Genomic DNA, 23,298 nt, shown 5'->3' with positions numbered 1-23,298 from the left:
AACATGAAATTCTTTTATTCATTGGTTTTGCTGCTTCTTGGTATAGCGGGTTATGGTCAGGAAAACCCTTATTGGTTTTCGGACGATATTAAAAAGAAGTTGGAAGATCCTGCTCAAAATCAGTCCTGGAAAAGTCAGATGGGAGCAACATATTATTCAATAAACGGGCAATACAAACCGGCATTGGAAAGTTGGGATACAACATTCGGAAGAGTGAAAAAACTAGATCCCGCAGATAGTTTGAAATTCACAAAACTAACCCCTGTCAATGCAAAACAGTATATTCTGGAAAAAGCAGGCAATGAGCAGATCATTATCATTAATGAAGCCCATCACAACGCTAGTCACAGAACCTTTGCCTCTTCATTGCTTCAGGGATTATATGATAAAGGGTACAGATATCTTGGACTCGAAACATTGGCAAGCGACTCTTTAAATACAACAAAATTTGCAACCCTTAACAGCGGATATTATTCTCAGGAACCAGAATTTGGGAACTTTATTTATAATGCACTGAAAATAGGATTTAAACTTTTTCCATATGAAGCAGAAGGAAACAATAAAGAAAGGGAAATTGGCGAAGCCAAAAATATCTCCGATTTCATGCAGAAAAACAAAGAAGGAAAATACCTGATTTACTGTGGCTATCAACATGCTTACGAAGGAATTCATAAATCATGGGAAAAAACCATGGCGGGAAGGCTTTCTGATATAACAGGTATTAATCCATTTACTATTGATCAGACTCAGTTTTCAGAGAAAAGCAATCCTAAATATAATGAACCGCTTCTCAGAATCGTAAATAATACCTTTTCTGTTGTTTTAAAAGATGAAAATCAGATCATATACAATGGAGAAGATAAAATATTGTATACAGATATTAAAATCATTCATCCCGTTACAAAGTATCTCAAAGGAAGGCCACACTGGATGCTGGCGGAAAACCGAAAATTGTACAAGATTCCGTCTTTTGAAATTTCCAATTATCCGGTTTTAGTGCTAGCCTATAGAAAAGGAGAGTTTGAGCAGAAAGGAATTCCTGCTGATATCATCGAACTTAATACTTCCAAAGACAGCAGTTTTTTAATCCTGGATAAGGGAGAGTATGAGATTATTATTAAAGATAAGGTATATAAAGTTATTAATAGGTTTGAAAAAACGATCAGATAATCTTATCAGTTGGCAAATTAACTTTTGAAAACCTGCTAAAAAATATTTTAATATCGCTGTAATAGAAACAGTCTTTTCTCTATTAAGCGGTTTTGTCATATCTTTGTACTATGATACGTATTACAAAAATTTTTACATTCGAAACAGCTCACGTGCTTTACAACTACGATGGGAAGTGTAAAAATATGCATGGACATTCCTATAAACTGTTTGTAACAGTGAAAGGAAAACCGATCAATGATATTGAAAATCCTAAAAATGGAATGGTGGTAGATTTCGGAGATATTAAAAGTATCGTAAAATCTGAAATCGTAGATGTATGGGACCATGCGGTTCTTGTCAATGCCTTGTCTCCACACAAAGAGCTGGGTGACGATCTTGAACAGAAAGGACATAAAGTAATCTATTGCAGCTTCCAGCCAACTTGTGAAAACATGTTGTATGCCATTGCTGCTAAAATCAAATCAAGACTTCCTGAAGGAATTTCTTTAGCTTATCTTAAACTTCATGAGACGGAAAACTCTTATGGAGAGTGGTTTGCAGAAGATAATCAATAATTTTACCCCACAAAACTCACAAGGTGTTAAAAACGATAATTAATTTAGAGCCTGGAAAAAAAGTATATTTTGCTTCAGATCAGCATTTTGGCGCCCCTACACCGGGTGAAAGCAAAGTGCGTGAAGAGAAATTTATACGCTGGATGGATCAGATTAAAGAAGATGCCCAGGTTTTGTTTTTAATGGGTGATCTTTTTGATTTCTGGCATGAATGGAAGCATGTAGTTCCCAAAGGATACGTCCGTGTACTCGGAAAAATTGCAGAGCTTAAAGACAGAGGAATTCATATCTATTTCTTTGTCGGAAACCATGATCTGTGGATGAAGGATTATCTGGAGGAAGAAATTGGCTGTACTGTTTTTTATCAGAAACAGTATTTCGAAATGGGAGGAAAACAGTTTTTGCTGGCTCATGGTGATGGTCTGGGACCTGGTGATAAAGGATATAAGAGAATGAAAAAATTATTTACAAATCCTCTTGCACAATGGTTCTTCAAATGGCTTCATCCTGATATTGCAATGAAAGTGGCTTTATACCTTTCCCAAAAAAATAAAATGATCTCTGGAGAAGAAGACAAAGCCTTTCTGGGAGAAGATAAAGAGTTTCTTATTATTTATTCCAAAGAAAAACTGAAGACTCAAAAAATAGACTACTTTATCTATGGACACAGGCATCTTCCAATGGTACTGGATCTGGAACAGAACGCAAAATACATTAATCTGGGAGACTGGATTTCCTACTTCACTTACGGTGTTTTTGAAAAGGATTTTGAACTGAAGACTTTTGAAAAATAAACAAAAAAAAATTACCCCTAAAAGAGGTAACCTTCGAACGGGTGGAAAACCCACTCTTGTTTTTAATCCATATTCCGTTTAGGTAATTGCAAGAAGCCTACCAAAATAGGTTTTGCAGATTAAAAAAATATTAAATAACATCATTTTATCTCTATAATTGCCTTGTAGTGAGGGATTAAGAAATTCGAAAATTATGGAATTGAAAAATATATTCAACATACAGACTGAACAGGACTTCCTGAATGCATCATTGAAAACATTTCGTTATCAATATGAAAATGTTGAAATATATAGGAAATTTGTTGATTTTCTGAAGGTTAATCCGGATGAGGTAGATAGCTTGGTAAAGATTCCGTTTCTCCCAATTGAGATGTTTAAAAACCATCAGATTCTGGATAAAAATGTATCAACAGATCTTTTTTTCCAAAGTTCAGGGACCACTCAGATGAATCTTTCAAAACATTTTATCGCAGATCCAAAGCTGTACGAAATAAGTATTTACAAAAGTTTTGAGCAGTTTATCGGAAAACCGGAAGATTTTATTTTTCTGGGTTTACTTCCAAGTTATTTAGAAAAACAAAACTCATCGCTGATTTATATGGTAGATTATCTGATGAAAAAATCGGATAAGCCGGAAAACGGGTATTTTCTTTACAATCATTCTGAACTTTTTGATTTATTGAACAGACTTCAGGATAAAAAAGTTATTCTTTTCGGAGTTTCCTTTGCCTTATTAGATTTTCTTGATTACTGTCATTCCGGGGAAAGCGAAGAATCTCTAAACTTTCCTGAAAATTTAATAGTGATTGAAACAGGAGGTATGAAAGGGAGAAAAGAAGAAATGACCAAAGACGAATTGCTGAAAATTTTACAGGATGGTCTTAAAACAGACAGAATCTATTCAGAATATTCCATGACGGAACTGCTTTCACAGGCTTATTCCCTTGGAAATAATGAATATGAGTGCCCAAACTGGATGAAAATCATGGTTCGGAATGCAGAAGATCCCTTGGCGTACGAAAAAGAAGGAAGAACAGGCGCTATTAATATTATCGATCTGGCCAATACCCATTCCTGCTCATTTATTGCGACACAGGACTTAGGTAAAATTATCGGGGACAAATTTCAGGTGTTGGGAAGAATAGATCATTCAGATATCAGAGGCTGCAGTCTATTGATCAGCTGATGATTTAAACCGAAGAAAGTAATTGTGAATAGTCAATTCGCTTCGCTTGTCAATTTTTTATAATCGTAATCAATAAAAATAGCGTATAACTTTTGCTGAGTGAAACGCCTTTGCGAACATTAAACAGCAAGTAAATAAAAACTTTGTGAACTTTGCGTTTACAATATTACCAATGATTAAAATAGAAGAACTTATCCACGCTTATATCCATTCCCATTGCGATTTTGAAAAAGAAATTGTATTGACGAATTATTTTCAGGCAGATTGGGAAGCAGATATTCTGGTCATTAATTCTGAAGGAGAAAGCCATGAAATAGAGATCAAGTTTTCAAAAAGTGATTTTAAAAATGATTTCAAAAAATCTTATCTCAATAAAGATACAGGCGAAAAATTTCTGAAGCACGATAAAATTTCCTGTGGAGATTACATCTGCAATTCTTTTAGTTTTTTACTTCCGATGGGAATGATAGATGCTGAAATTATCCCCGAACATTGCGGAATTATTGAATTTTATCATAATGCAGACACCTGGGAAACAGAATTTTATCTGATCCGTTCAACCAAAAAACTTCATGAAGATTCTTACTGGAAACTGAATGATAAAGACCTTTTTATCAGAAAAATGGCTTTGAACCTTCTTCAGCGTAAAATGGAAATCAAAGGAAAACATGAAGAACTGATTTTTAAAAATCCTTTTGACATCAAAAAGCTGAAATAAGATTAATATTTTTTCAACACAAAGCTTAAATTCTTATTGATAAGCTTTAAGGACGCAAAGAAGAAATCAATGAGATTGATTCTAACGAAGCAAACGTTATCATTAGCTTCATCCACGACGAAGTCGTAACCCCTTTGCTTCCTTCAATAAAAACTTAGCGTCTACAAAGGATTCCAAAACAATTTACCCAAAATAGAAAATAAAAAAATCCTGCCGCCTGACAGGATTTTATAATTGATTATTATTTGAAAAATTAATCTGCGATTTCTGCAGTATCTCTCTGAAGTAAGAATTTGTAGATTAATCCTCCTACAACTCCTCCTAAAATTGGAGCTACCCAGAACAACCAAAGTTGTGACATTGCGGTTCCTCCCACAAATACCGCTTGAGAAAGGGATCTCGCAGGGTTTACAGAAGTGTTTGTGATGGGAATAGAGATCAGGTGAATCAAAGTAAGAGCAAGACCAATAGCAAGACCAGCGAATTTGCCGTTAGCCCATTTATCCGTAGCTCCCATGATTACGATAAGAAAGAAAGCCGTTAATAAAAACTCAGCAAGGAATGCTGCTCCCATGCTAAATGCTTTTCCATTGTAGACTGCCTCACCGTAAAAGTTCGTGGCAAAATCTCCGGGTTTTGAGAATTCTACCGCTCCCGCTCCGTTAAGGATTGTATACAGACATCCTGCTGCTACAATTGCTCCCAGACACTGAGCTACAATGTAAGGGATAAGGTCTTTTGCAGGAAATCTTCCTCCAGCCAAAAGCCCGAAAGAAACTGCAGGGTTAAAGTGCCCTCCTGAGATATGTCCTACAGCATACGCCATAGTAAGAACAGTAAGACCGAAGGCTAAAGCAACTCCTAAAAGTCCGATGCCAATGTCAGGAACACCTGCTGCAAAAACAGCGCTTCCACAACCTCCGAAAACAAGCCAAAATGTGCCGAAAAATTCAGCGAAAAGTTTTTTTATCATGTTGTTTATTATTTAAATGTATCTCAAATGTAAAATTTAAATCTTAAAGTAAAAAGCAAAAACAGAAAAAATATTTCGAAAAAGTGTGAACAATAATTGTAAAATTAATAATTTGGTGTAAAGTTTGTTTGGGATTTATTTATAGAGTATTATAGTCGATCTTGAAAGATATAACATAAATGTTTTATCTTTCATTTGTAATTTAAAAGGATGGTGAATGAGAAAGTATTTTTGTGTGGTCTTTGTACCTTTTATTTATAGTTTACATTATTCGCAGGCGGCAAAAAAATCTTTTCCCTGTTATGATCTTTCTACTGTATTGAAGGTTGAAGCTACACCGCTTTACAAACCTCACCTTGATGCCTCCAAAAGTTTCGGGGTACAGCTGTTGAAAGATTCCAAAACTGTACAGAAATATATCAATAGTGGAAAATTCCACAAAATAAAAAAATCTGGAAAAGGATATCAGGTTCAGAGGCTGGATTACAGCAGGGCTTATATGGTATCTAAGGCAAAAACAACCTTAGAGAAAATAGGTTCTAAATTCAGTAAAGATACAAAAGGCGGAACCTTCACTGTTTCATCCATTACCCGTACTCTTGAAGACCAATGCAGGCTGAGGAGAGTCAACTCAAATGCATCACTAGGGATTAGTTCTCATAATTATGGCAATTCTTTCGATATTTCTTATATAAGATTCAACAATGTTTTGAAGTATAATCCGAAGATGGAAATAGCACTTGAGAAAGTTTTAAAGCATTATCAGAATGCAGGTAGAATCTATTATATCAAAGAGAGGCAGCAGAGCTGTTATCATATAACAGTGAAAAATTATTAATAAAAATCTTCTTGCATAGCATATTTAGTTTATATATTTTTATACAACCAAAAACTATGCTTATGACAACTTTAAACATTGTAGACTACATGCTTCCTGTAGAAGAATGTAGAGCGGCATCCCTTGAATGGAAAGCCCGTTTTTCTGATTTTTCCAAACTGCAAAGTCTGATTCCTACGAATTATGTTTTCAACATTTCAAGAGAACATCTTGAATGGATGAAAAGATTTAGTGATTATAAAGACTTTTGTTCAGCTATAGGAGTATATAAAGAACGTTTGATTATGATTCTTTATCCTATGAATGATAATGGGGATAAAATAGAAGTAAATGAATATCCATACAGCTTCCTTACTGAGCTGGACAGAGATCTTAGACTGCAGGAGATCCAGGAATATACGGTTGTCAGAAACGCAGTTCTTTCAAAAGATCTTGAAAGCACGGAGAAGAATGCCAATATGGGATTCCCTGTTTCCAATACACCAATTCTTGAGCAGGATGTAGCCGTAGCAGCTATTGAACGTTGGAGAAATGAAGGGATGGATTGGTTTTACAAAGAATGTGGCGAAAATAAAGGAGCCGGTATTTTTAGAAAGTTTTATGTTCCTACAGCAGACCTTTGCCTTGATGATACGGGCTTAACAGGTATTACATGTTCTTTTGGTCTTAAATACAATGATATTTATGGGAAAGTGCTGGTAACTCTTATCTTCATCTCTTTCCGTGAAAACCTTAAGAATTCAGAAGTAGGAGCGGAGACTATTTCAAACACATACGACTGGGCAAAACCATGTCCTCCTATCTGCCGTATACCGGATGTAGACGTAGGATGTGAATTTTAAAAAAGATAAACTGAGGAATGGCTGGACTTTATAAGGCAATTTTATTCCTGAACTATGCACTGCTTCTATCTGTTATACTATTGGGAGCAGCGAAATACCGCATATTAAACTCAAAAGAAAAGCAATATTTTCATTGTATTGCTTTTCTTTTTTTTATTGAACTGCTGAACCTGGCACTGCCATATATCTTCAAGCTGAATGATACCTCATTTCTCTATCCATTGTATATCGCTGGAGAGTTTTTTTTGCTGACAGGTTTATTCATCAGAAAATTAGATTGGCCAAACTCTGTACTTGGTATTGTAGGTCTTCTTGCAGGAGGTTTTATGGTTTCGAAATACGGGTTTGATTACCCGGCCAATGCTGATATTGCGAAAGTAGTTTCCAATATTATCATCATGTGTCTTTCCGGATTTACCCTCATCCGCGAGATTAAGAATACCTCTGCACAGAATCGTTTTCTTTTTGTAGATGCAAGTATTTTTTTCTACTACTCGGTTTCGGTATTTATTTTTATCATCCAGCATCAGATTGCCAATCTGTCGGAAAACGATTATTATATTATTCTCAGTGCCAATAATATTCTTTCGAGTATTTTGTACTGTTCATTTTTATACACATTTATCAGATTAAAGAAGTAACTTTAAATATCAATCTGCTGATCCTTATAATTGTTACCATAGCAATTATAGTGGCTTTTATTATGCTTGCCTACAGAGCATTTATAACCAGAATTATAAAGGAAAAAAATGTGCAGCATGAGGCAGAAGTTCTTCATCAGAAAAAATTAGTACTGGAAAACATCAAAGCCCAGGAAGAAGAAAGAAAAAGAATTGCGGTAATGATTCATGATGATATCGGAAACCGGCTCAATATTCTTTCCTTATGGTTGAATAACCTAGATACCCAGGGCGATGAACTGATCAAAAAAAATATCTATGGTCAGATGTCTTCCCTGATTGATGCTGCCAGAAGTATTTCCCATTCATTATACCCTGTAAATCTGGAATCGGTGGGGCTGGTTTTGTACGTTGAGGAATTAATAGCGAACCTTTCCCATAAAATTAATATTTCCATGCAGGTAATGCCGGGATATGAAAAGAAAGACCTTTTTGTAGAAGTGCAGCTGTATAGGATAATTCAGGAGTTTACTACCAATGTGATCAAGCATTCGGATGCAACAGATCTCTGGATTTATATTAAAGATTATCCTGAAAATATGGCAGTTGTAATTTCGGATAACGGACAAGGTTTTGAATATGAAGAAGTAAAAAAAGGAATGGGAATCAAAAATATAGAATCCCGTGTCAAATCGATGAACGCCACACACAAATGGAAAAAAACTTTTTCGAATAAAGGAAGTCGTTTAATTATTAAAATTCCAAAATATCATGAGTTCCCAAATCAAACTAGCACTGATTGATGATGAACAGCTGATCCTCGAAGGGGTAAAAATGTTGCTGTCCAATGAAAAGAATATATCGGTATGCCTTACCGCAGATAATGGCCCCGATTTTATAGAAGACCTCGGAAAACTTTCAAAAGATGAATTTCCTGATATTGCTCTTGTAGATGTTCAGATGAAACCGATGAATGGTTTTGAACTGGTAGAAATCCTGAAGGAAAAATTTCCTGATCTTAAAATTATTATCCTGTCATCCCATTATAAAACCTCTATTCTTGGATATATGGTTAAGTTGGGAGTGTCAGCATTTCTTCCTAAAAACTCGAATAAACAAACATTTATTGATGCCATCACGATGGTGGATAAAAACGGAGTCTTTTTTACGGCTGAAGATCATCAGATGCTGTTTACTTATATGAACAGTACTGCCAAGAAAAATTCTCTTTTTGAAACAGAAGACGAGTTATCCGAAAGAGAAAAAGATGTTGTAAAACTGATCTGTCAGGAATTTACCAACAACGAAATAGGAGAAAAACTCTTTATCAGTCCGAGAACTGTAGAAAGTCACCGACAACGTATTCTCGAAAAGATAGGAGCCAAAAATACAGTAGGTATAGTCATTTATGCTATTGTCAACAATATATACTCTCTTGAAAAAATATAATCTGATTCCGTAGAAATACGGAATTTTTTATTTGGTACTTTCCACTCTAGTGATCCTTGTTTTTCTTCTGTTATTTTGAAATGTCTCTTTTAGGGATGTTAATTGAAAAAACACAAACAAGATCTGTAATAAAAATTAAAGTAAAAACATGAATGGCAGCAGCGTGATTTCCGTCGGGATTTTCTTAGACGGTACAGGAAATAATGGGGTCAATATTCTTTCACCGGATAAACCGATGAACAATAATGAAAGCTATTATGGTACCTTCAGCAATATCTATAAATTATACAGTTTATTTATTGGAGACGAAAAAATATATATCGAAGGAATTGGAACCTTAACAGGTAGTGAAGATAGTAATTTTGCGATGGCAACATGTGCCAATCCACCCTATGGGAACGGATATTCTTCTGATGATAAACTTCAGAAAGTATGGGATTTTGTACAGGAGATTGCTTATGACGAAACCAAAGAATATAACTTTTATATCTATGGATTCGGGAGAGGAGGTATGCTGGTAAGAACTTTTTGTAACCAGCTTTTGGCTCATTTTTCTCTGGAAAATTGTAGAATAAAATTTTTAGGAGTTTTTGATACCATAGAGTCAAAACCTTTTAATACCTATAATCTGAACATTCCTGTGCAGGTAGAGAATGCTTTGCATCTTTGTGCAGTCAATGAAAGCAGATTTTTTTCCCGCTTACCGGTTTTTTTGAAAACTCAAAAACTATGCAGGATCAGAAATTCGAGAATCAGTCATGCGTTTGGAAGGAAGTTTTTGTACCGGGAGATCATGCCGATGTAGGAGGAGGATATCTGGAAGGTCCACAATCTGTTTATATTTCTACAGATTTTATGAATGTGGATGATCTGCATAACTATGTCTCAGAGATCAGAAATGCAAAAACTAATACTGAAGGAAATAAAATATGGGATGCCTTGCTGTCAGGATACGAAGTTGAAACTGCCAACGGCCTTTCACAAGCATATGTGTGCAGAGATAAAGTATATAATGATCTTTCAAAAGTATATGGAAAACTGATGATGGATGAAACCAATGAAGTATTATCTGTTTTTAGTACAGAAAACTATGCCTACTTTGGAACGGACTATAATAAACATGCTTTTCTCAATCGGTTTTATATCAAAATGAAAGAATATATAAAAGATCTTTCCATAAGCAAAAAGCCTATATACGATTTTGCGAAATTTGCAGATTATACCCATATTTCAGCCAACTTCGGATTGTATAGCAATAGTTTAAGGAATAGATCACAACAGGAAATTAATATTGAAATGATCAATAATGGACTCAATGTTTCCAGCAGTACTTCTGTTGACCAAACCAGCCAAACCAGACTTTCTGTAGAACTTCATCTGCCGGAAGACAGCTTTGTTGCAGATTTTCTTTACGGAACCAGTGTTCCTAATAATGATATCTGGGGCCGCTCAATTTTAAAAACACCAGTAGTTATTACCTCACATTAAATGAAATGAAGAACCAGTGCAACACTTCTCAGTTTTAAATTTAGGTTAGGGGACATCATTCAGGTGTCTCCTTTTCTTTTTAATTGTTTTAAAATCAATTGAGTATAATTACTGAACCCTGAATTTGGTATTTTATACTGTAGTATCTGAATTTTAATTCCCGTTACTTTGAGTTGTTCATTTCGTGAATCTTCAAAACAAAAAACTGAACCAAGGCGTATTCTGAAAAGCCTAATACCAAAAAGAGTAAGAACACCAAAGATTAAAACAATGGAAAAGACACTGATTCAAAGACCCGGAATTACGAGATACTCAATTAATTTTGATTTTACATCCGCTGATCAAAGAAGAATTTTACAAGAGCTTCAGGAAAACGGATACCAGCTCTTGGGATATAAAGGAGCTACAGGCCCTAACCAGATCACTTCAGGAGTGCCAACTTGGTTTGCTATGAATTTTTCAGAGATGTTCGGATTGGCAGAAATAGATTGTGAACCACAATATAAAGTGTATGTTTTCAATAAAGAAGTCATTCAGCCTAATACAACCATCCAGATGCAGTCATTATCACAGGAAATTTCTTTAGGTACATCCTTAATTTTCCATCCGGATGGCTCGTTTTCTACTATTGGAAATGCTCCTGATGGAGTAATTACCGTAAGAAATGAAAGACCGGCAGGTACTCCTGCTCTCACGATTGGTCTTGCAGGAAAAGTTAATGGAAGGTTTCAACCTTTCTGTGCATTTACTTGTATATCACAGGGACAGGCGAGTATGGAACCTAATGATAATATAGCTTTATTTGCGGTCCAGGCTAATGTAACTTCAGGATCTGTTGCCAGTAATGCCAGAACATCAGGATGTGAGTTTATGTTCAGTGCCGGAAATATGGAATATGATCTACAGATTGTTCAGGGAACATATGGCATAACAAACTCTCCGGGAACAGCTCCCGTAGATCCTGTACCTTCAGGCCAGTCATTGATACAGCTTCTCAATAAATAGAAATATTTTACATCCAAATCACTAAAACAAAATAATTATGAAAGTTTCAGAATGGCTTAAAAAAGCAAACAAACTTTTAGACACTTGTGAATACCAGATCAGTATTAAAAATGGAAGCAAACCCATCACAATGTCTGAAGCGAAGACCTTGAATGAATTGCAGGTTGCAATAGGATCTAACCACGGGATCAAACAGGTAAAATATAAAGAAGCCGAAGCAACCCTTGTAGAAATGATCGCAATGGTACAGGCGGGACAGAAAACCCCACCGCTCATGCCGGGATAAAAAATATATAAATCAAGCACATGTAAAGAAAAGCCGTCCGTTTTGGGCAGCTTTTTTTATTTCTGGGCTATTCATTTCTTTTTCCGTATTTTTGCACCCGAAAATTCATTATTCATTACTAATTATTAATTAAGATGCTTTCGGTTCAAAGTTTAGGATTACATCATTCAGGAAATTATTTATTTCAAAATGTCAATTTTACCATCAAAAAAGATGATAAAGTTGGTCTCGTAGGAAAAAATGGAGCGGGTAAATCCACTTTATTAAAAATGCTGTCCGGAGAAATTAATTTCTACGAAGGAGAGGTAGTGACTGAAGGTAGTGTTACCATCGGTTTCCTTAAGCAGGATCTTGACTTTGTAAAAGGAAGAACCGTTTGGGCTGAAACAATGCAGGCTTTTGAACAGATCAATGCCTGGAAGAATGAACTTGAAGAGGTGAATCACCAGATGACAGTGAGAACTGACTACGAAAGTGATTCTTATACGGATCTGATTAATAAAATGACCGAACTGAATGACCTTTTAATGAACCATGATGCCTACAATCTTGAAGGTGACATGGAAAAAGTGTTATTCGGTCTAGGATTTAAAGCAGATGATTTTCAAAAAATCACCGATGAATTTTCCGGAGGATGGAGAATGAGAATCGAATTGGCAAAATTACTTCTTCAGAAGAATGATATTATGCTTCTCGATGAGCCTACCAACCACCTGGATATGGAATCCATCATCTGGCTGGAAAACTTTCTGAAAGACTATCCGGGAGCAATTGTTCTGGTAAGTCACGATAAGCAGTTCATGACAGCGGTTTGTAACCGTACTTTTGATATCAACAATAAAAAAGTTGACGATTATAAAGCCAACTATTCAAAATATCTGATCATGAGAGAAGATCGCCGTGAAAAACTGATTCAGGCTAAAAAGAATCAGGATGCGGAGATCAAGCAGATGGAAGACAACATTAATAAGTTCCGTGCAAGTGCTACAAAAGCATCTTTCGCTCAGTCACTTATTAAAAAATTAGATAAAATAGAACGTATCGAAGTAGATAATGAAGATGTTTCAAAATTCAACATCCGTTTCGTACAGTCTATGGTTCCTGGGAAAATTATTTTTGAAGCTGAAAAATTAGGAAAAGCTTACGGTCAGAAACAGATTTTTGATGATGTAGACTTCATCGTTCAGAGAGGAGACAGAATTGCTCTTTTAGGACAGAACGGACAGGGAAAAACAACTTTAGCTAAAATTTTAGCAGGGGATATTAAAGATTATTCCGGGACATGGAATCTTGGTCACAATGTCAACATCGGATACTTTGCACAGAATCAGGAAGAGGTTTTAACCCCTAATAAAACGGTTCTGGAAGAAGCGGAAGATGCTGCGACAGAAGAAACAAGACCTAGAGTAAGAGACTTATTAGGATCTTTCCTTTTCCAGGGAGATGCGGTTACCAAGAAAACAAAAGTACTTTCCGGAGGAGAAAGAAACCGTCTGGCACTTTGTAAACTGTTGCTTCGTCCTTTCAACACACTGATCATGGACGAACCTACCAACCACTTGGATATCCAGTCTAAGGAAATTATCAAGTTGGCCCTGCAGAATTTTGAAGGAACTTTAATTGTAATCTCGCACGACAGGGAATTCCTTCAGGGACTTTGTGATAAGATTTACGAATTCCGTGACGGAAAAATGAAAGAATTCCTTGGAGACATTAATGAATATCTGGAATACAGACAAAAGGAAACCATTAGAGAGATTTCTGCAGAAAAGCGAAACTTCACAGCGAAGTAAAGGTAGAACCTAAGAAAGTAGAAGTGAAACCTGTAGTGAGCAACAGTTCATCTTCAAACATTGTAAGTAAAGAACAGAAAAATATTCAGAATAAAATCAAAAAAGTAGAAGAGAGAATTTCCGAGCTTGAAGCCAAAGTAGAAGAAATGGAAGCCTCTTTTGCCAAAGAAAATCCTTCAGATGAAACCTTAGAACAATATAATAAAGCTAAGGAAGAGTTGGATACCGCTTTACAGGAGTGGGAATATCTTGGAACCCAACTGGATTAAACTAAAATATAAAAGCTTCATAAACTAAATAGTATGAAGCTTTTTTTTTGTAACAAAATTGGTTTGATATCTACATATTATCAACAATCATAGAGTAATTTAATGGAACTTTAAGGAAACAATTAAATTATTTTCATAATTTTGAACCATGATTTTTAAAGAAAGCAGAAACCTAAAGAGTTTTATCTCCAAGCTATTGTTTGGAGTATATTTCCTTGCGCTGCTTTCTCAGAGCTTTCATCATCATGATTCCGTAGATTATTTTAAGGGTTTTCATCTTAAAAAAGTCGAGAATACGATGACGAAAGCCGTTACTAAAGAGAAAGCTGGCGATTGTCTGGCCTGCCACTTTTTGGTTGCCGGACATACATTAGCTCCTGAAGAATTCAGTTTTACTGTTGAACATTACAGCCATGAAGTAAAACGAATCATCGCCATTCAGGAGAAAATCTGGTCACAGACCAAATTCACTTTTCAGCTTCGGGGACCGCCCGCACTTTCTTAATTCACAGATTTTTATTGGGTTTAAAGTTAAGTTCAATGTTTAATATTTAAAGTTTAAGGTTGTTAGGAAAACAACTGATCGTTTGTAATTAATATTTAAATAATGTTCAATTACTAGCTTCTGATTTCTAACCTCTAACTTCTCATTAGACATTATACTTTTTACATTGTACATTTTACAATTAAACTAACCCAATCCCACAAATTTTAACGAAAAATGTACCCTGTTGAAAAGGGTACGCAATCAATCTATTTACAATGAAATTGATATATTGCCTGCTGCTGATCTTTTGCGGATCAGTATTTATAAGCGCACAAAAAAGCTATACTGTAGAGGGAACCGTTCAGGACTTTCACGATAAAACATTGCTGGAAAATGCCGTGATTAAAATCGGGAACTTTACAGCCAAAACCAACAACAAGGGTAAATTTTCTTTTGACAAAATCCCTGCAGGGAAGTATACACTCATTGCACAGCATCCTGATTGTGATGATTATACTGAAAATATAGGAGTCAATCAGGATGTACATCTGGTTATTACACTGGAACATCACATTAAAGACATCGAAACAGTGACTGTTCATGGAAGTCACAAGAACAATGGAAGCATGGTGGTGAAAACCCTTGATAAAGCTATGCTTTCAAGAAATGTTTCCGAAAATTTAGGAAATTTATTAACCAATATTTCCGGTGTTAATGTTCTTAAAACGGGGAATAATATCGCAAAACCTATTATCCACGGGTTGTATGGAAGCAGAGTTTCCATCCTTAATGACGGGGTAAAGCTTGCCGAGCAGGAATGGGGAGTAGAGCATGCTCCCAATGTAGATGTTAATAATTTTGAGCATATTGATGTGATCAAGGGAGCATCTGCTCTGAAGTACGGAAGTGGTGCTGTAGGTGGAGTAGTGGTTTTGCAGCCTCAGGTTTTGCCTAAGAAAGATACTATCATGGGAAGTGTTTCTCTTTCCGGAATTTCAAACGGAAGAGGTGCCGATCTTAATGTAAAACTGGCAAAAACCTGGGAGAATGGTTGGGCTGTCAAAACCAATGGAAGCTATAAAAAACTTGGGGATCTTGAAGCTCCAAATTATGGCTTGATGAATACAGGGCTTGAAAGCTCGGGATTTAATTTTGGAGTGCAGAAAATGACATTTGAAAAAGGTTTTTCTTTTGATTATTATCTGACCAAAAGCACTGTTGGGATTCTTAGAAGCTCTCACGTAGGGAACTCCGAAGATTTGCGTACTGCTCTTACCTCACCGGAACCAATCTATCAGAGAGATTTTAGTTATGATATTGATAATCCTAAACAGGAAATAGAGCATCATATTGCTAAAGTTTCGGCTTACAAAAGGTTTGAAAATTTTGGAAAGATAACGGCTACTTATAGTTTTCAGTACAATCATAGAAAAGAATATGACATCAGACGTACAGAAGCTTTGAGCAAAAAACCGGCGTTGGATCTTGAACTGATCACCAATGACCTGAATGTGAACCATCTGATAGAAAGAGGAAACTGGAATCTTGAAACAGGGATTAATGCAGGATATCAAAACAACTATTCCAATACGCAGACCGAGGCGAGACGTCTTGTCCCGAACTATGACAGATATTATGCCGGAATTTATTCTGTATTAAAATATAAAATTGCTCCCCAATTGGATCTTGAACTGGGAGGCAGATATGATTATGATCATTATGATGTAACAAAATGGTATGATCTGAGTGACTGGAATAAGACCTATGCAGCAGATTATTCAAATTTTGTAGTGAGAATCAACCAAAACAGAATTCTTACCAACCCGTCATTAACCTATAATAATATTTCAGTAAACGGAGGACTGGTTTATCATCCATCCGAATATTTTAACCTGAAATTTAATTATGCAAGAGTGTCAAGATCTCCGAATATTGCAGAGCTTTTTGCAGACGGACTTCACCATTCTGCAGCCATTATCGAAAGAGGAGATATGAGAATGAAAAGTGAAACAGGAAATCAGTTTAATTTAGTTGCAGATGTGAAAGCAAACGTCTTAAAGGGATTAAATATTTCGGTTAACCCCTATTTCTTTTATACTCAGAATTTCATCAATCAGATTCCTACAGGATATCAGAATACACAGTGGGGAGGAGCTTTTGTAGTATACAGTTATCAGCAGATCAATGCAAAAATGTATGGACTGGATATTGATGCACAGCTTAAGATCACAGATAATCTGACTTACAAAGGAAGTGGTTCCTATGTTTACGGGCAGGATACGACTAATAATGTACCTCTTATCCTAATGATGCCTCCGAATTTTAACAATTCATTGGAGTTCAATAAAAAAGAATGGAAAAACTTCTATTTCACTGTAAGCAACAACACGTATCTGAAACAGACAAGATTTCCTGTTTATAACGTTCCGATCAGATTATTCGATTCTGATGGAAATGCTTACAATGAAGATGTGGATATCTCTACACCTCCAAGCGGATATTCGCTTTGGAACCTTCAGACAGGGGTGAATCTGTCTAAAAATTTCGGAATTGATTTTTCAGTTCGAAACGTATTCAATAAGTCTTACAGAGATTATCTGAACAGACTTCGTTTCTTTTCCAACGAAATGGGAAGAAACTTTATTTTAACTCTTAAATATCAATTTTAATTATTTAAAATCAAAAACATGAAAAATATTTTTAAAAATACTATTCTTATCTTAGGACTTTTCTTCGCAGTTGCTTTAAGCTTAACATCTTGTAACAGAAGCGACGATGAAGCAGATGACCTTCCTCAGGAAGAACTTTCGGATGTTCTCTTAAGAGTAACAGATGTTGCTACAGGAACTCCCGTAGTGTACGACTATCAGGTGAACAGCACTACGAATCCTAACGTTAAACTAATCAACGGCCATACTTATAATGTAGAAGTTCTTTTCAAAAATGGGGACGAAGATGCCACTCAGGAAATTATAGAGGCTAAAAATGAACATTTCTTAGTATACAATTTCCCTAACTCAGATATTACACTAACCCGTACTGATGACTCCAGCTCTACAAGAGGAGATGGAAGCCGTGTTGGACTGAAAACAAAATGGGTGGTAAATACTGCTGTAAAAAATGCTTCAGCACCTAGTCAGCTGGTTCTTACCTTATTCCATGAGCCGGTAACAGTTTCTGAAGCTTCTGCGGTAAGTGGAAACGGAGTAATCTACGGAACTCATACAGGAGGAGAAACAGATGCACAGGCCAACTATAATATTATTAATTAATATATCCTTTAATCTTGTTTGGACCACTGGAATTCTCCGGTGGTTTTTTATTTAACAATATTTGGCGTTATAAGTTGATTTTAAATGGGTGATTTTCATAAAAAATTCATATTTTTGCAACCTAAAATTTTAATCAATAATGAAGGTTACCGCACAAAACCATGATGACGTAAGTGCATTGCTTACAGTAACATTGGAAAAATCTGACTACAAAGAAAAAGTAGAGAAGCAGTTGATTAATTATGCTAAAAATGCGCAAGTTCCTGGATTCAGAAAAGGGAAAGTGCCTTTGAGTATGGTTAAAAAACAATATGAAGCAGGTATTGCATTTGAAGAAATCAACAGACAGGTTTCTGATGCTTTAAACAACTATGTTAATGAAAACAAACTAAGATTAGTTGGTCAGCCTGTTCCTCAGCCAGTAAACGAATTAGATTACAATGCTGATCAATTAGAAGTTGCTTTCGAAGTTGGATATGAGCCTGAATTCACTATAGATTTAGCTAAATATGAAGCTCCTCACTACAAAGTAGAAGCTTCTGACAAAGAAATCAGCAAAAGTATTGAAAACATGCAGAAGCGTTTCGCTGAGCAGGTTCCTCAAGATAAAATCACTAAAGATTCTTACATTGCTTTAGAAGTTTCTCAGGTTGTGGAAGAAGATGCTGAAGGAGAGCACCACCACCACCCAAAAAACCTTACCGTTACAGCTGACAACAAAGAAGCTTTCAAATTGGTAAAAGGTTTGAAAATGGAAGGTTCTGTAAAAGTAACGAAAGAAGCTCTTGCAGGTGACGAAGAATTAGCTAAGGAATTAGGATTCAGCAAAGAAGAAGTTGAGCACCTACACCACAATGAATTAGAAGTAAAAGTAAAAGATTTCTATTCATTAAACTTAGCTGAGCTTAACCAGGACTTATTCGACAAAGTATACGGAGAAGGAAACATCAAGTCTGAAGACGAGCTTAAAGATAAAGTGAAAACTGAATTAGATGAGTATTTCCAACAAAATGCTGATGTTCACTTTGTGAATAAAGTATTAGAACAGGTAACTGAGAAAGAAGAAGTAAAACTTCCTGAAACGTTCCTTGTGAAGTGGTTATTATTCTCTAACCAGAATATTCAGTCTGAAGCACAGGCTCAGGAAATTCTTGAAGCTGAGAAAAACCAATTGAAATATCAGATCATTGAAGGTAAATTAATGACTGAGAACGAAATCAACCTTGACTATGCTGATGTATTAGCTCAGGCTGAGCAGTTGGTGAAAAACCAGTTAGCAATCTACGGAATCCACCACTTAGGTGATGAAGAAGTTCAAAAATATGCTGTTGAAATGTTGAAAGACCAGGAGCAGGTAAGACAAATTTCTTCTGAAGTAGCTATGGCTAAATTGAAAGATGTAATTCTTGAAAAAGCGAGCAAAAAAGAAACTAAAATTTCTCACGACGAATTTTTAGAAGAACTTAAGAAATAATTATACTCCGATATAAATATTTGAAACCGTCAATTTTTTGGCGGTTTTTTTATTATATATCCATCCTAAAGAGCAATCAATTATCATATTGATCATTCATTACTAATTGCTCATTACTTATTCGTATGTCCGCCAATATTCCTATATTTACCCAATAAACTTTATTATAAATATGAAAAAGATCATCATTCCGTTTTTCTGCGCTGTACTTTTTTCAGTACCGGCAGCAGCTCAGAAGAAAGCGGCTGCAACTGTTAAAACAGAAGCTGTAAAATCAAAACTGACACCTAAAGAAGTTGTGGATAATTATTTCAAAGCATTAGGGGGAAAAGATAAATTGGATGCTGTAAAATCTACCATTACTGATAACACGGTTGCTGTGCAGGGAATGGAAATTCAAATGACCACTAAAAAATTAGGAAATAAATTCAAGTCTGTACAGTCTTTCATGGGAAAAGAAATGATTCAGCTTTTTGACGGTGAGAAAGGATATTTTGATCAAATGGGAACTAAAACAGACATCCCTGCTGACAAAATTGCGGAGCTTAAAAAAGGGAAACCAATTGATGCTTTAGCTTTTGACGCTTCTAATTTCCAAACGGTATCTACGGAAAAACTGGACGGAAAAGATTATAATGTATTGTCTTCTGACAAAGGAAAATTCTATTTCGATGCCGGAACCGGACTTTTGTATAAGACGGATGCAGGAGAAGGTAAAGCAACAATCAAAAGCTATATGGCGGTAGACGGATTACAGTTTCCTGCTGAAGTAGATGCTGAAGGCGGAGGCCAGAAAATGACAATCAAAACTACAAAAGTGGTCATCAACTCTGGAGTTACGGATGCTGATTTTAAATAAAAAATCACTTTTTAAAGTTTTTTAATCAAAATAAAAAAGCCGGTGTATTTTACAACGGCTTTTTTGTTGGGTGGGGAGAAGATATCATCAAATTAGCATCAATTTTTAACTGAATAAAGAAAATGAGCTTGTTTTTAATTCGTTTATTTTAGGTAATTAGCGAATGTTTTTAATGAAAAGAGGCTTTAGCTAATACAAAAGAAATAAATTGTTTTGATTTTGTAATATTTAGTTTTTTTAACTCGAATTTAACCGTGTTATAAAAGCCCTGTTGTAGAGAGAAATTATATTTTTGACAGGTCAAAAAATAAGTAAATGAGAAAAATATTATCTTCGTTTTCAGTCATCTTTTTGATGTCTATAAACACTTTTGGACAGAACATTCCGGTGGATCCGTCCGTAAGAATCGGTACCCTTTCCAACGGAATGAAGTACTACATCAAAAAAAATGCATTACCAGAGAAAAAGGTAGAATTTCGTCTGGCAATCAATGCCGGATCTATTCTTGAAGACGAAAATCAAAGAGGATTGGCTCACTTTATGGAGCATATGAACTTCAATGGTACCAAAAATTTTCCGGATAATAAATTAGTAGACTTTCTACAATCTATAGGAGTGAAATTCGGTCAGCACCTTAATGCTTACACCAGCTTTGACGAAACGGTTTACATGCTTCCTGTTCCATTGGATAAACCTGGAAATCTGGATGCCGGACTGAAAGTAATGGAAGACTGGGCATTTAATGCCACACTTTCTGACGAACACATCAATAAAGAAAGAGGAGTGGTGTTGGAAGAACTGAGATTAGGTCTTGGACCTGATAAGAGAATGAGGGATAAATATTTTCCAAAACTTTTATACAAATCAAAATATACAGAAAGACTTCCGATCGGGAAAAAAGAAGTGCTGGAAAATTTCAAACCTGATCTTATCAGACAATTCCATCAGGATTGGTACAGACCGGATCTGATGGCACTTGTAGTAGTAGGAGACATTAATGTAGATGAAATTGAGAAAAAAATCAAAGATAATTTCAGCAAATATAAAAATCCTTCAAAACCTAAAGAAAGAAAATCCTTTGACCTTCCGAATCACAAAGAATCACTAGTAGCTATTGAGACGGATCCTGATGCCACAGGTTCAGGAGTACAGTTTATCATCAAAGATTCTGAAACTTACCAACCCGATGTCACTATTCAGCAATATGATCAAAGTCTTGTCGAAGGTCTTGTGAATATCATGTTGAATAGCAGATTGGCAGAGTTGGTTAACTCCACAAAACCGCCCTTTACTTCTGGCTCGGTATACCACGGAGGAACGTATGCAAGAAGCAAAGAAGCATTTCAGGGATCAGCATCTACAAAAGACGGTGATCAGCTGAATGCACTGAAAGTTTTACTGGAAGAAGTGGAAAGAGCCAAAAGATTCGGATTTACACAATCTGAATTGAACAGAGCAAAAGACCAAATGCTTTCTTCTTACGAATGGGCCTATAACAATAAAGACAAGTACGAAAGCAGCGAACTGGTTGATGGATATATTGGTAATTTTCTGAGACAGGATCCAATGCCTGGAATAACATGGGGGTATGAGCATCTTAAACAAGTTCTTCCAACTGTAGAACTATCACAAACAAATGAAATTATCAAAAAGCGGGTAAAAGATGACAGTAGAGTGATCATTATGACAGGTCCTAAAAAAGATAATATTAAGATGCCAACTGAAGCAATGGTTCTGAATACGTTTGATGCAGTGAAAATGGCAGATCTTAAACCCTATGAAGAAAAAGCTAAAGCTGAAAGTTTAATAAAACCATTCAAGTCTGAAGCGAAAATAGCTAAAACAGAAACGGATGCTAAGTTAGGAACAACAACCTGGATCTTGAGCAACGGAGCTAAGGTTACTTTCAAAAAAACAGATTTTAAAGATGATGAAATTATCTTTTCGGCAGTAAGTCTGGGAGGAGTATCTGTTATTCCGGATGCTGATTATAATAAAACAAAATTTGCCTTTGATGCTTTGCTGGAAGCTGGCTTAGCTGGACTTTCCAAAACAGACCTTATCCATTATCTTGCAGGAAAGCAGGTGAGTGCAACTCCTTACATCGGTGGGGCTACAGAAGGAGTTTCAGGAGTGAGTTCAAAGAAAGATCTGAAAACAGCAATGGAATTGATGTATGCTTGCTTCACAGATTTGAATTACAACCCTGATGCATTTAACGCTTATAAAGCAAAGAAATCTGCAATGCTGGCTAATGTAGACTCAGATCCACAATACTATTTTTCTAATGAATATTCCAAATTTATCAATCAGAAAAATCCAAGATTTACCAGTCTCGAACCTACAGAAAAAGATTGGACGAGTACAGATTATAAAAAAGCATACGACATCTACAAAGAGAAATTTGCCAATGCAGGAAATTTTCACTTCTATTTTGTAGGAAACATAGATGAGACACAGCTTAAAAATGAAGTTCTGCAGTATATAGCATCACTTCCTGCAACAGGAAAATCATCTACCTTCAAAGATACAGGGTACAGACCTATAGAGGGAGGATATATAAAGGTTTACAAAAAAGGAAAAGAACCAAAGAGCCTTGTAACCATTTCTTACAGTGGAGAAACTCCATATAATGAGAAAGAAGCCTTTGCAATTTCAGCTTTGGGTGAAGTTGCTACCATTAAAATTCTTGAGAAATTAAGAGAAGATGAAAGTGGTATTTATGGAGGGGGAGCAAGTGGAAGCTTCATGAAAATTCCATATAGTGCCTATGATTTTACAATTAATTTTCCTTGTGGCCCTGAAAATGCAGATAGGCTTACAAAAAGTGCACTTGCAGAATTACAAAAATTGATAGATAAAGGTCCCGAACAAAAAGACCTTGATAAATATAAAGAAGGAGAATACAATGAATACAACACAAGTCTTAAAGACAATGGATTCTGGTTACAGGGGATCGCCCAAAACCAATTAGACGGCAGCGATAAATATGATATACTGAATTACCCGGATAAAGTAAAAGCACTTACCGTAAAAGATCTTCAGGATGTTGCTAAAAAATACCTTACAAAAGAAAAGAATGTAGCGACGCTGATGCCGGAAGACGGTTGGGAAAAGGTTAAAAAAGATGAAACTAAAAAAGCAGGAGCATTAGCCCACTAACCTTTTTATATAGAGAATAAGAAAACCGCAGAGAAATCTGCGGTTTTTTATTATTG

Annotated in this window: 21 protein-coding genes and 1 pseudogene; 21 read left to right on the top strand and 1 reads right to left on the bottom strand. The window is 35.7% G+C overall.

Going from position 1 to position 23,298, the window contains the following annotated elements:
* Positions 1-3 precede the first annotated feature (3 nt).
* The 5 genes from BOQ62_RS19870 to BOQ62_RS19850 all read left to right on the top strand — a co-directional run bounded on the left by BOQ62_RS19870 (position 4) and on the right by BOQ62_RS19850 (position 4,425).
* Positions 4-1,170 (top strand): hypothetical protein, encoded by a 1,167-nt coding sequence (locus tag BOQ62_RS19870; protein ID WP_129042113.1) that lies wholly within the window; start codon positions 4-6, stop codon positions 1,168-1,170.
* Between the two features lie 110 nt (positions 1,171-1,280).
* Positions 1,281-1,727, top strand: a complete 447-nt coding sequence (locus BOQ62_RS19865; protein WP_047097353.1) for a 6-pyruvoyl trahydropterin synthase family protein — start codon at positions 1,281-1,283, stop codon at positions 1,725-1,727.
* A 23-nt stretch (positions 1,728-1,750) separates the two neighbouring features.
* On the top strand, positions 1,751-2,521 hold the full coding sequence (locus tag BOQ62_RS19860) for a UDP-2,3-diacylglucosamine diphosphatase (protein WP_129042112.1): 771 nt from the start codon (positions 1,751-1,753) through the stop codon (positions 2,519-2,521).
* Between the two features lie 193 nt (positions 2,522-2,714).
* Positions 2,715-3,707: an acyl transferase gene (locus tag BOQ62_RS19855; RefSeq protein ID WP_185146810.1), complete on the top strand. Its 993-nt coding sequence runs from the start codon at positions 2,715-2,717 to the stop codon at positions 3,705-3,707.
* A 172-nt stretch (positions 3,708-3,879) separates the two neighbouring features.
* The gene (locus tag BOQ62_RS19850; RefSeq protein WP_129042110.1) at positions 3,880-4,425 is read left to right on the top strand and encodes a hypothetical protein; all 546 of its coding nucleotides are present in this window, start codon (positions 3,880-3,882) and stop codon (positions 4,423-4,425) included.
* Between the two features lie 253 nt (positions 4,426-4,678).
* Here the strand turns inward: BOQ62_RS19850 and aqpZ are convergent, their stop codons facing one another.
* A complete protein-coding gene (aqpZ, locus tag BOQ62_RS19845) occupies positions 4,679-5,395 on the bottom strand; it encodes an aquaporin Z (protein WP_089690627.1) in 717 nt (238 codons plus the stop codon).
* Positions 5,396-5,615: 220 nt separating this feature from the next.
* Between aqpZ and BOQ62_RS19835 the strand changes: the two genes are divergently transcribed.
* The 16 genes and pseudogenes from BOQ62_RS19835 (at position 5,616) to BOQ62_RS19765 (ending at position 23,242) form a co-directional block, all read left to right on the top strand.
* Complete coding sequence (locus tag BOQ62_RS19835; protein WP_164976801.1) at positions 5,616-6,236, top strand: DUF5715 family protein; 621 nt, start codon at positions 5,616-5,618, stop codon at positions 6,234-6,236.
* Positions 6,237-6,298: 62 nt separating this feature from the next.
* A complete protein-coding gene (locus BOQ62_RS19830; protein ID WP_228414383.1) occupies positions 6,299-7,078 on the top strand; it encodes a hypothetical protein in 780 nt (259 codons plus the stop codon).
* A gap of 17 nt (positions 7,079-7,095) precedes the next feature.
* Entirely contained in the window at positions 7,096-7,719 is a 624-nt protein-coding gene (locus BOQ62_RS19825) for a hypothetical protein (RefSeq protein ID WP_129042108.1), read from the top strand.
* A 110-nt stretch (positions 7,720-7,829) separates the two neighbouring features.
* A complete protein-coding gene (locus BOQ62_RS19820) occupies positions 7,830-8,501 on the top strand; it encodes a sensor histidine kinase (protein WP_228414381.1) in 672 nt (223 codons plus the stop codon).
* Entirely contained in the window at positions 8,470-9,147 is a 678-nt protein-coding gene (locus BOQ62_RS19815; protein ID WP_129042107.1) for a response regulator, read from the top strand. Before BOQ62_RS19820 ends, BOQ62_RS19815 begins: the two co-directional genes overlap by 32 nt.
* A 148-nt stretch (positions 9,148-9,295) precedes the next feature.
* Positions 9,296-9,952, top strand: a complete 657-nt coding sequence (locus BOQ62_RS23660) for a DUF2235 domain-containing protein (RefSeq protein WP_228414379.1) — start codon at positions 9,296-9,298, stop codon at positions 9,950-9,952.
* Positions 9,877-10,635 (top strand): hypothetical protein, encoded by a 759-nt coding sequence (locus tag BOQ62_RS23655; protein WP_228414377.1) that lies wholly within the window; start codon positions 9,877-9,879, stop codon positions 10,633-10,635. The genes BOQ62_RS23660 and BOQ62_RS23655 overlap by 76 nt, the downstream gene beginning before the upstream one ends.
* A 270-nt stretch (positions 10,636-10,905) precedes the next feature.
* Positions 10,906-11,640 (top strand): hypothetical protein, encoded by a 735-nt coding sequence (locus tag BOQ62_RS19805; RefSeq protein ID WP_228414375.1) that lies wholly within the window; start codon positions 10,906-10,908, stop codon positions 11,638-11,640.
* Positions 11,641-11,677: 37 nt separating this feature from the next.
* Positions 11,678-11,926, top strand: coding sequence for a hypothetical protein (locus tag BOQ62_RS19800; RefSeq protein WP_129042106.1), 249 nt, complete (start codon positions 11,678-11,680; stop codon positions 11,924-11,926).
* A gap of 134 nt (positions 11,927-12,060) precedes the next feature.
* Positions 12,061-13,988, top strand: a pseudogene (locus BOQ62_RS19795) (ABC-F family ATP-binding cassette domain-containing protein).
* Positions 13,989-14,136: 148 nt separating this feature from the next.
* The gene (locus tag BOQ62_RS19790; RefSeq protein WP_228414373.1) at positions 14,137-14,493 is read left to right on the top strand and encodes a hypothetical protein; all 357 of its coding nucleotides are present in this window, start codon (positions 14,137-14,139) and stop codon (positions 14,491-14,493) included.
* A gap of 257 nt (positions 14,494-14,750) precedes the next feature.
* The gene (locus BOQ62_RS19785) at positions 14,751-17,144 is read left to right on the top strand and encodes a TonB-dependent receptor (protein WP_129042105.1); all 2,394 of its coding nucleotides are present in this window, start codon (positions 14,751-14,753) and stop codon (positions 17,142-17,144) included.
* A gap of 18 nt (positions 17,145-17,162) precedes the next feature.
* Positions 17,163-17,747: a hypothetical protein gene (locus BOQ62_RS19780; protein WP_129042104.1), complete on the top strand. Its 585-nt coding sequence runs from the start codon at positions 17,163-17,165 to the stop codon at positions 17,745-17,747.
* Between the two features lie 139 nt (positions 17,748-17,886).
* Positions 17,887-19,221, top strand: coding sequence for a trigger factor (locus BOQ62_RS19775; protein ID WP_129042103.1), 1,335 nt, complete (start codon positions 17,887-17,889; stop codon positions 19,219-19,221).
* Between the two features lie 172 nt (positions 19,222-19,393).
* On the top strand, positions 19,394-20,080 hold the full coding sequence (locus BOQ62_RS19770) for a hypothetical protein (RefSeq protein WP_129042102.1): 687 nt from the start codon (positions 19,394-19,396) through the stop codon (positions 20,078-20,080).
* A gap of 315 nt (positions 20,081-20,395) precedes the next feature.
* On the top strand, positions 20,396-23,242 hold the full coding sequence (locus BOQ62_RS19765) for a M16 family metallopeptidase (RefSeq protein WP_129042101.1): 2,847 nt from the start codon (positions 20,396-20,398) through the stop codon (positions 23,240-23,242).
* Positions 23,243-23,298 lie beyond the last annotated feature (56 nt).

Origin of the sequence: Chryseobacterium sp. CH21 (genome assembly GCF_004119445.1) — a bacterium.
Classification (GTDB): domain Bacteria; phylum Bacteroidota; class Bacteroidia; order Flavobacteriales; family Weeksellaceae; genus Chryseobacterium.
Note: the sequence above shows the minus strand (reverse complement) of the source record. Positions and strands in the feature narration are given on the sequence as shown.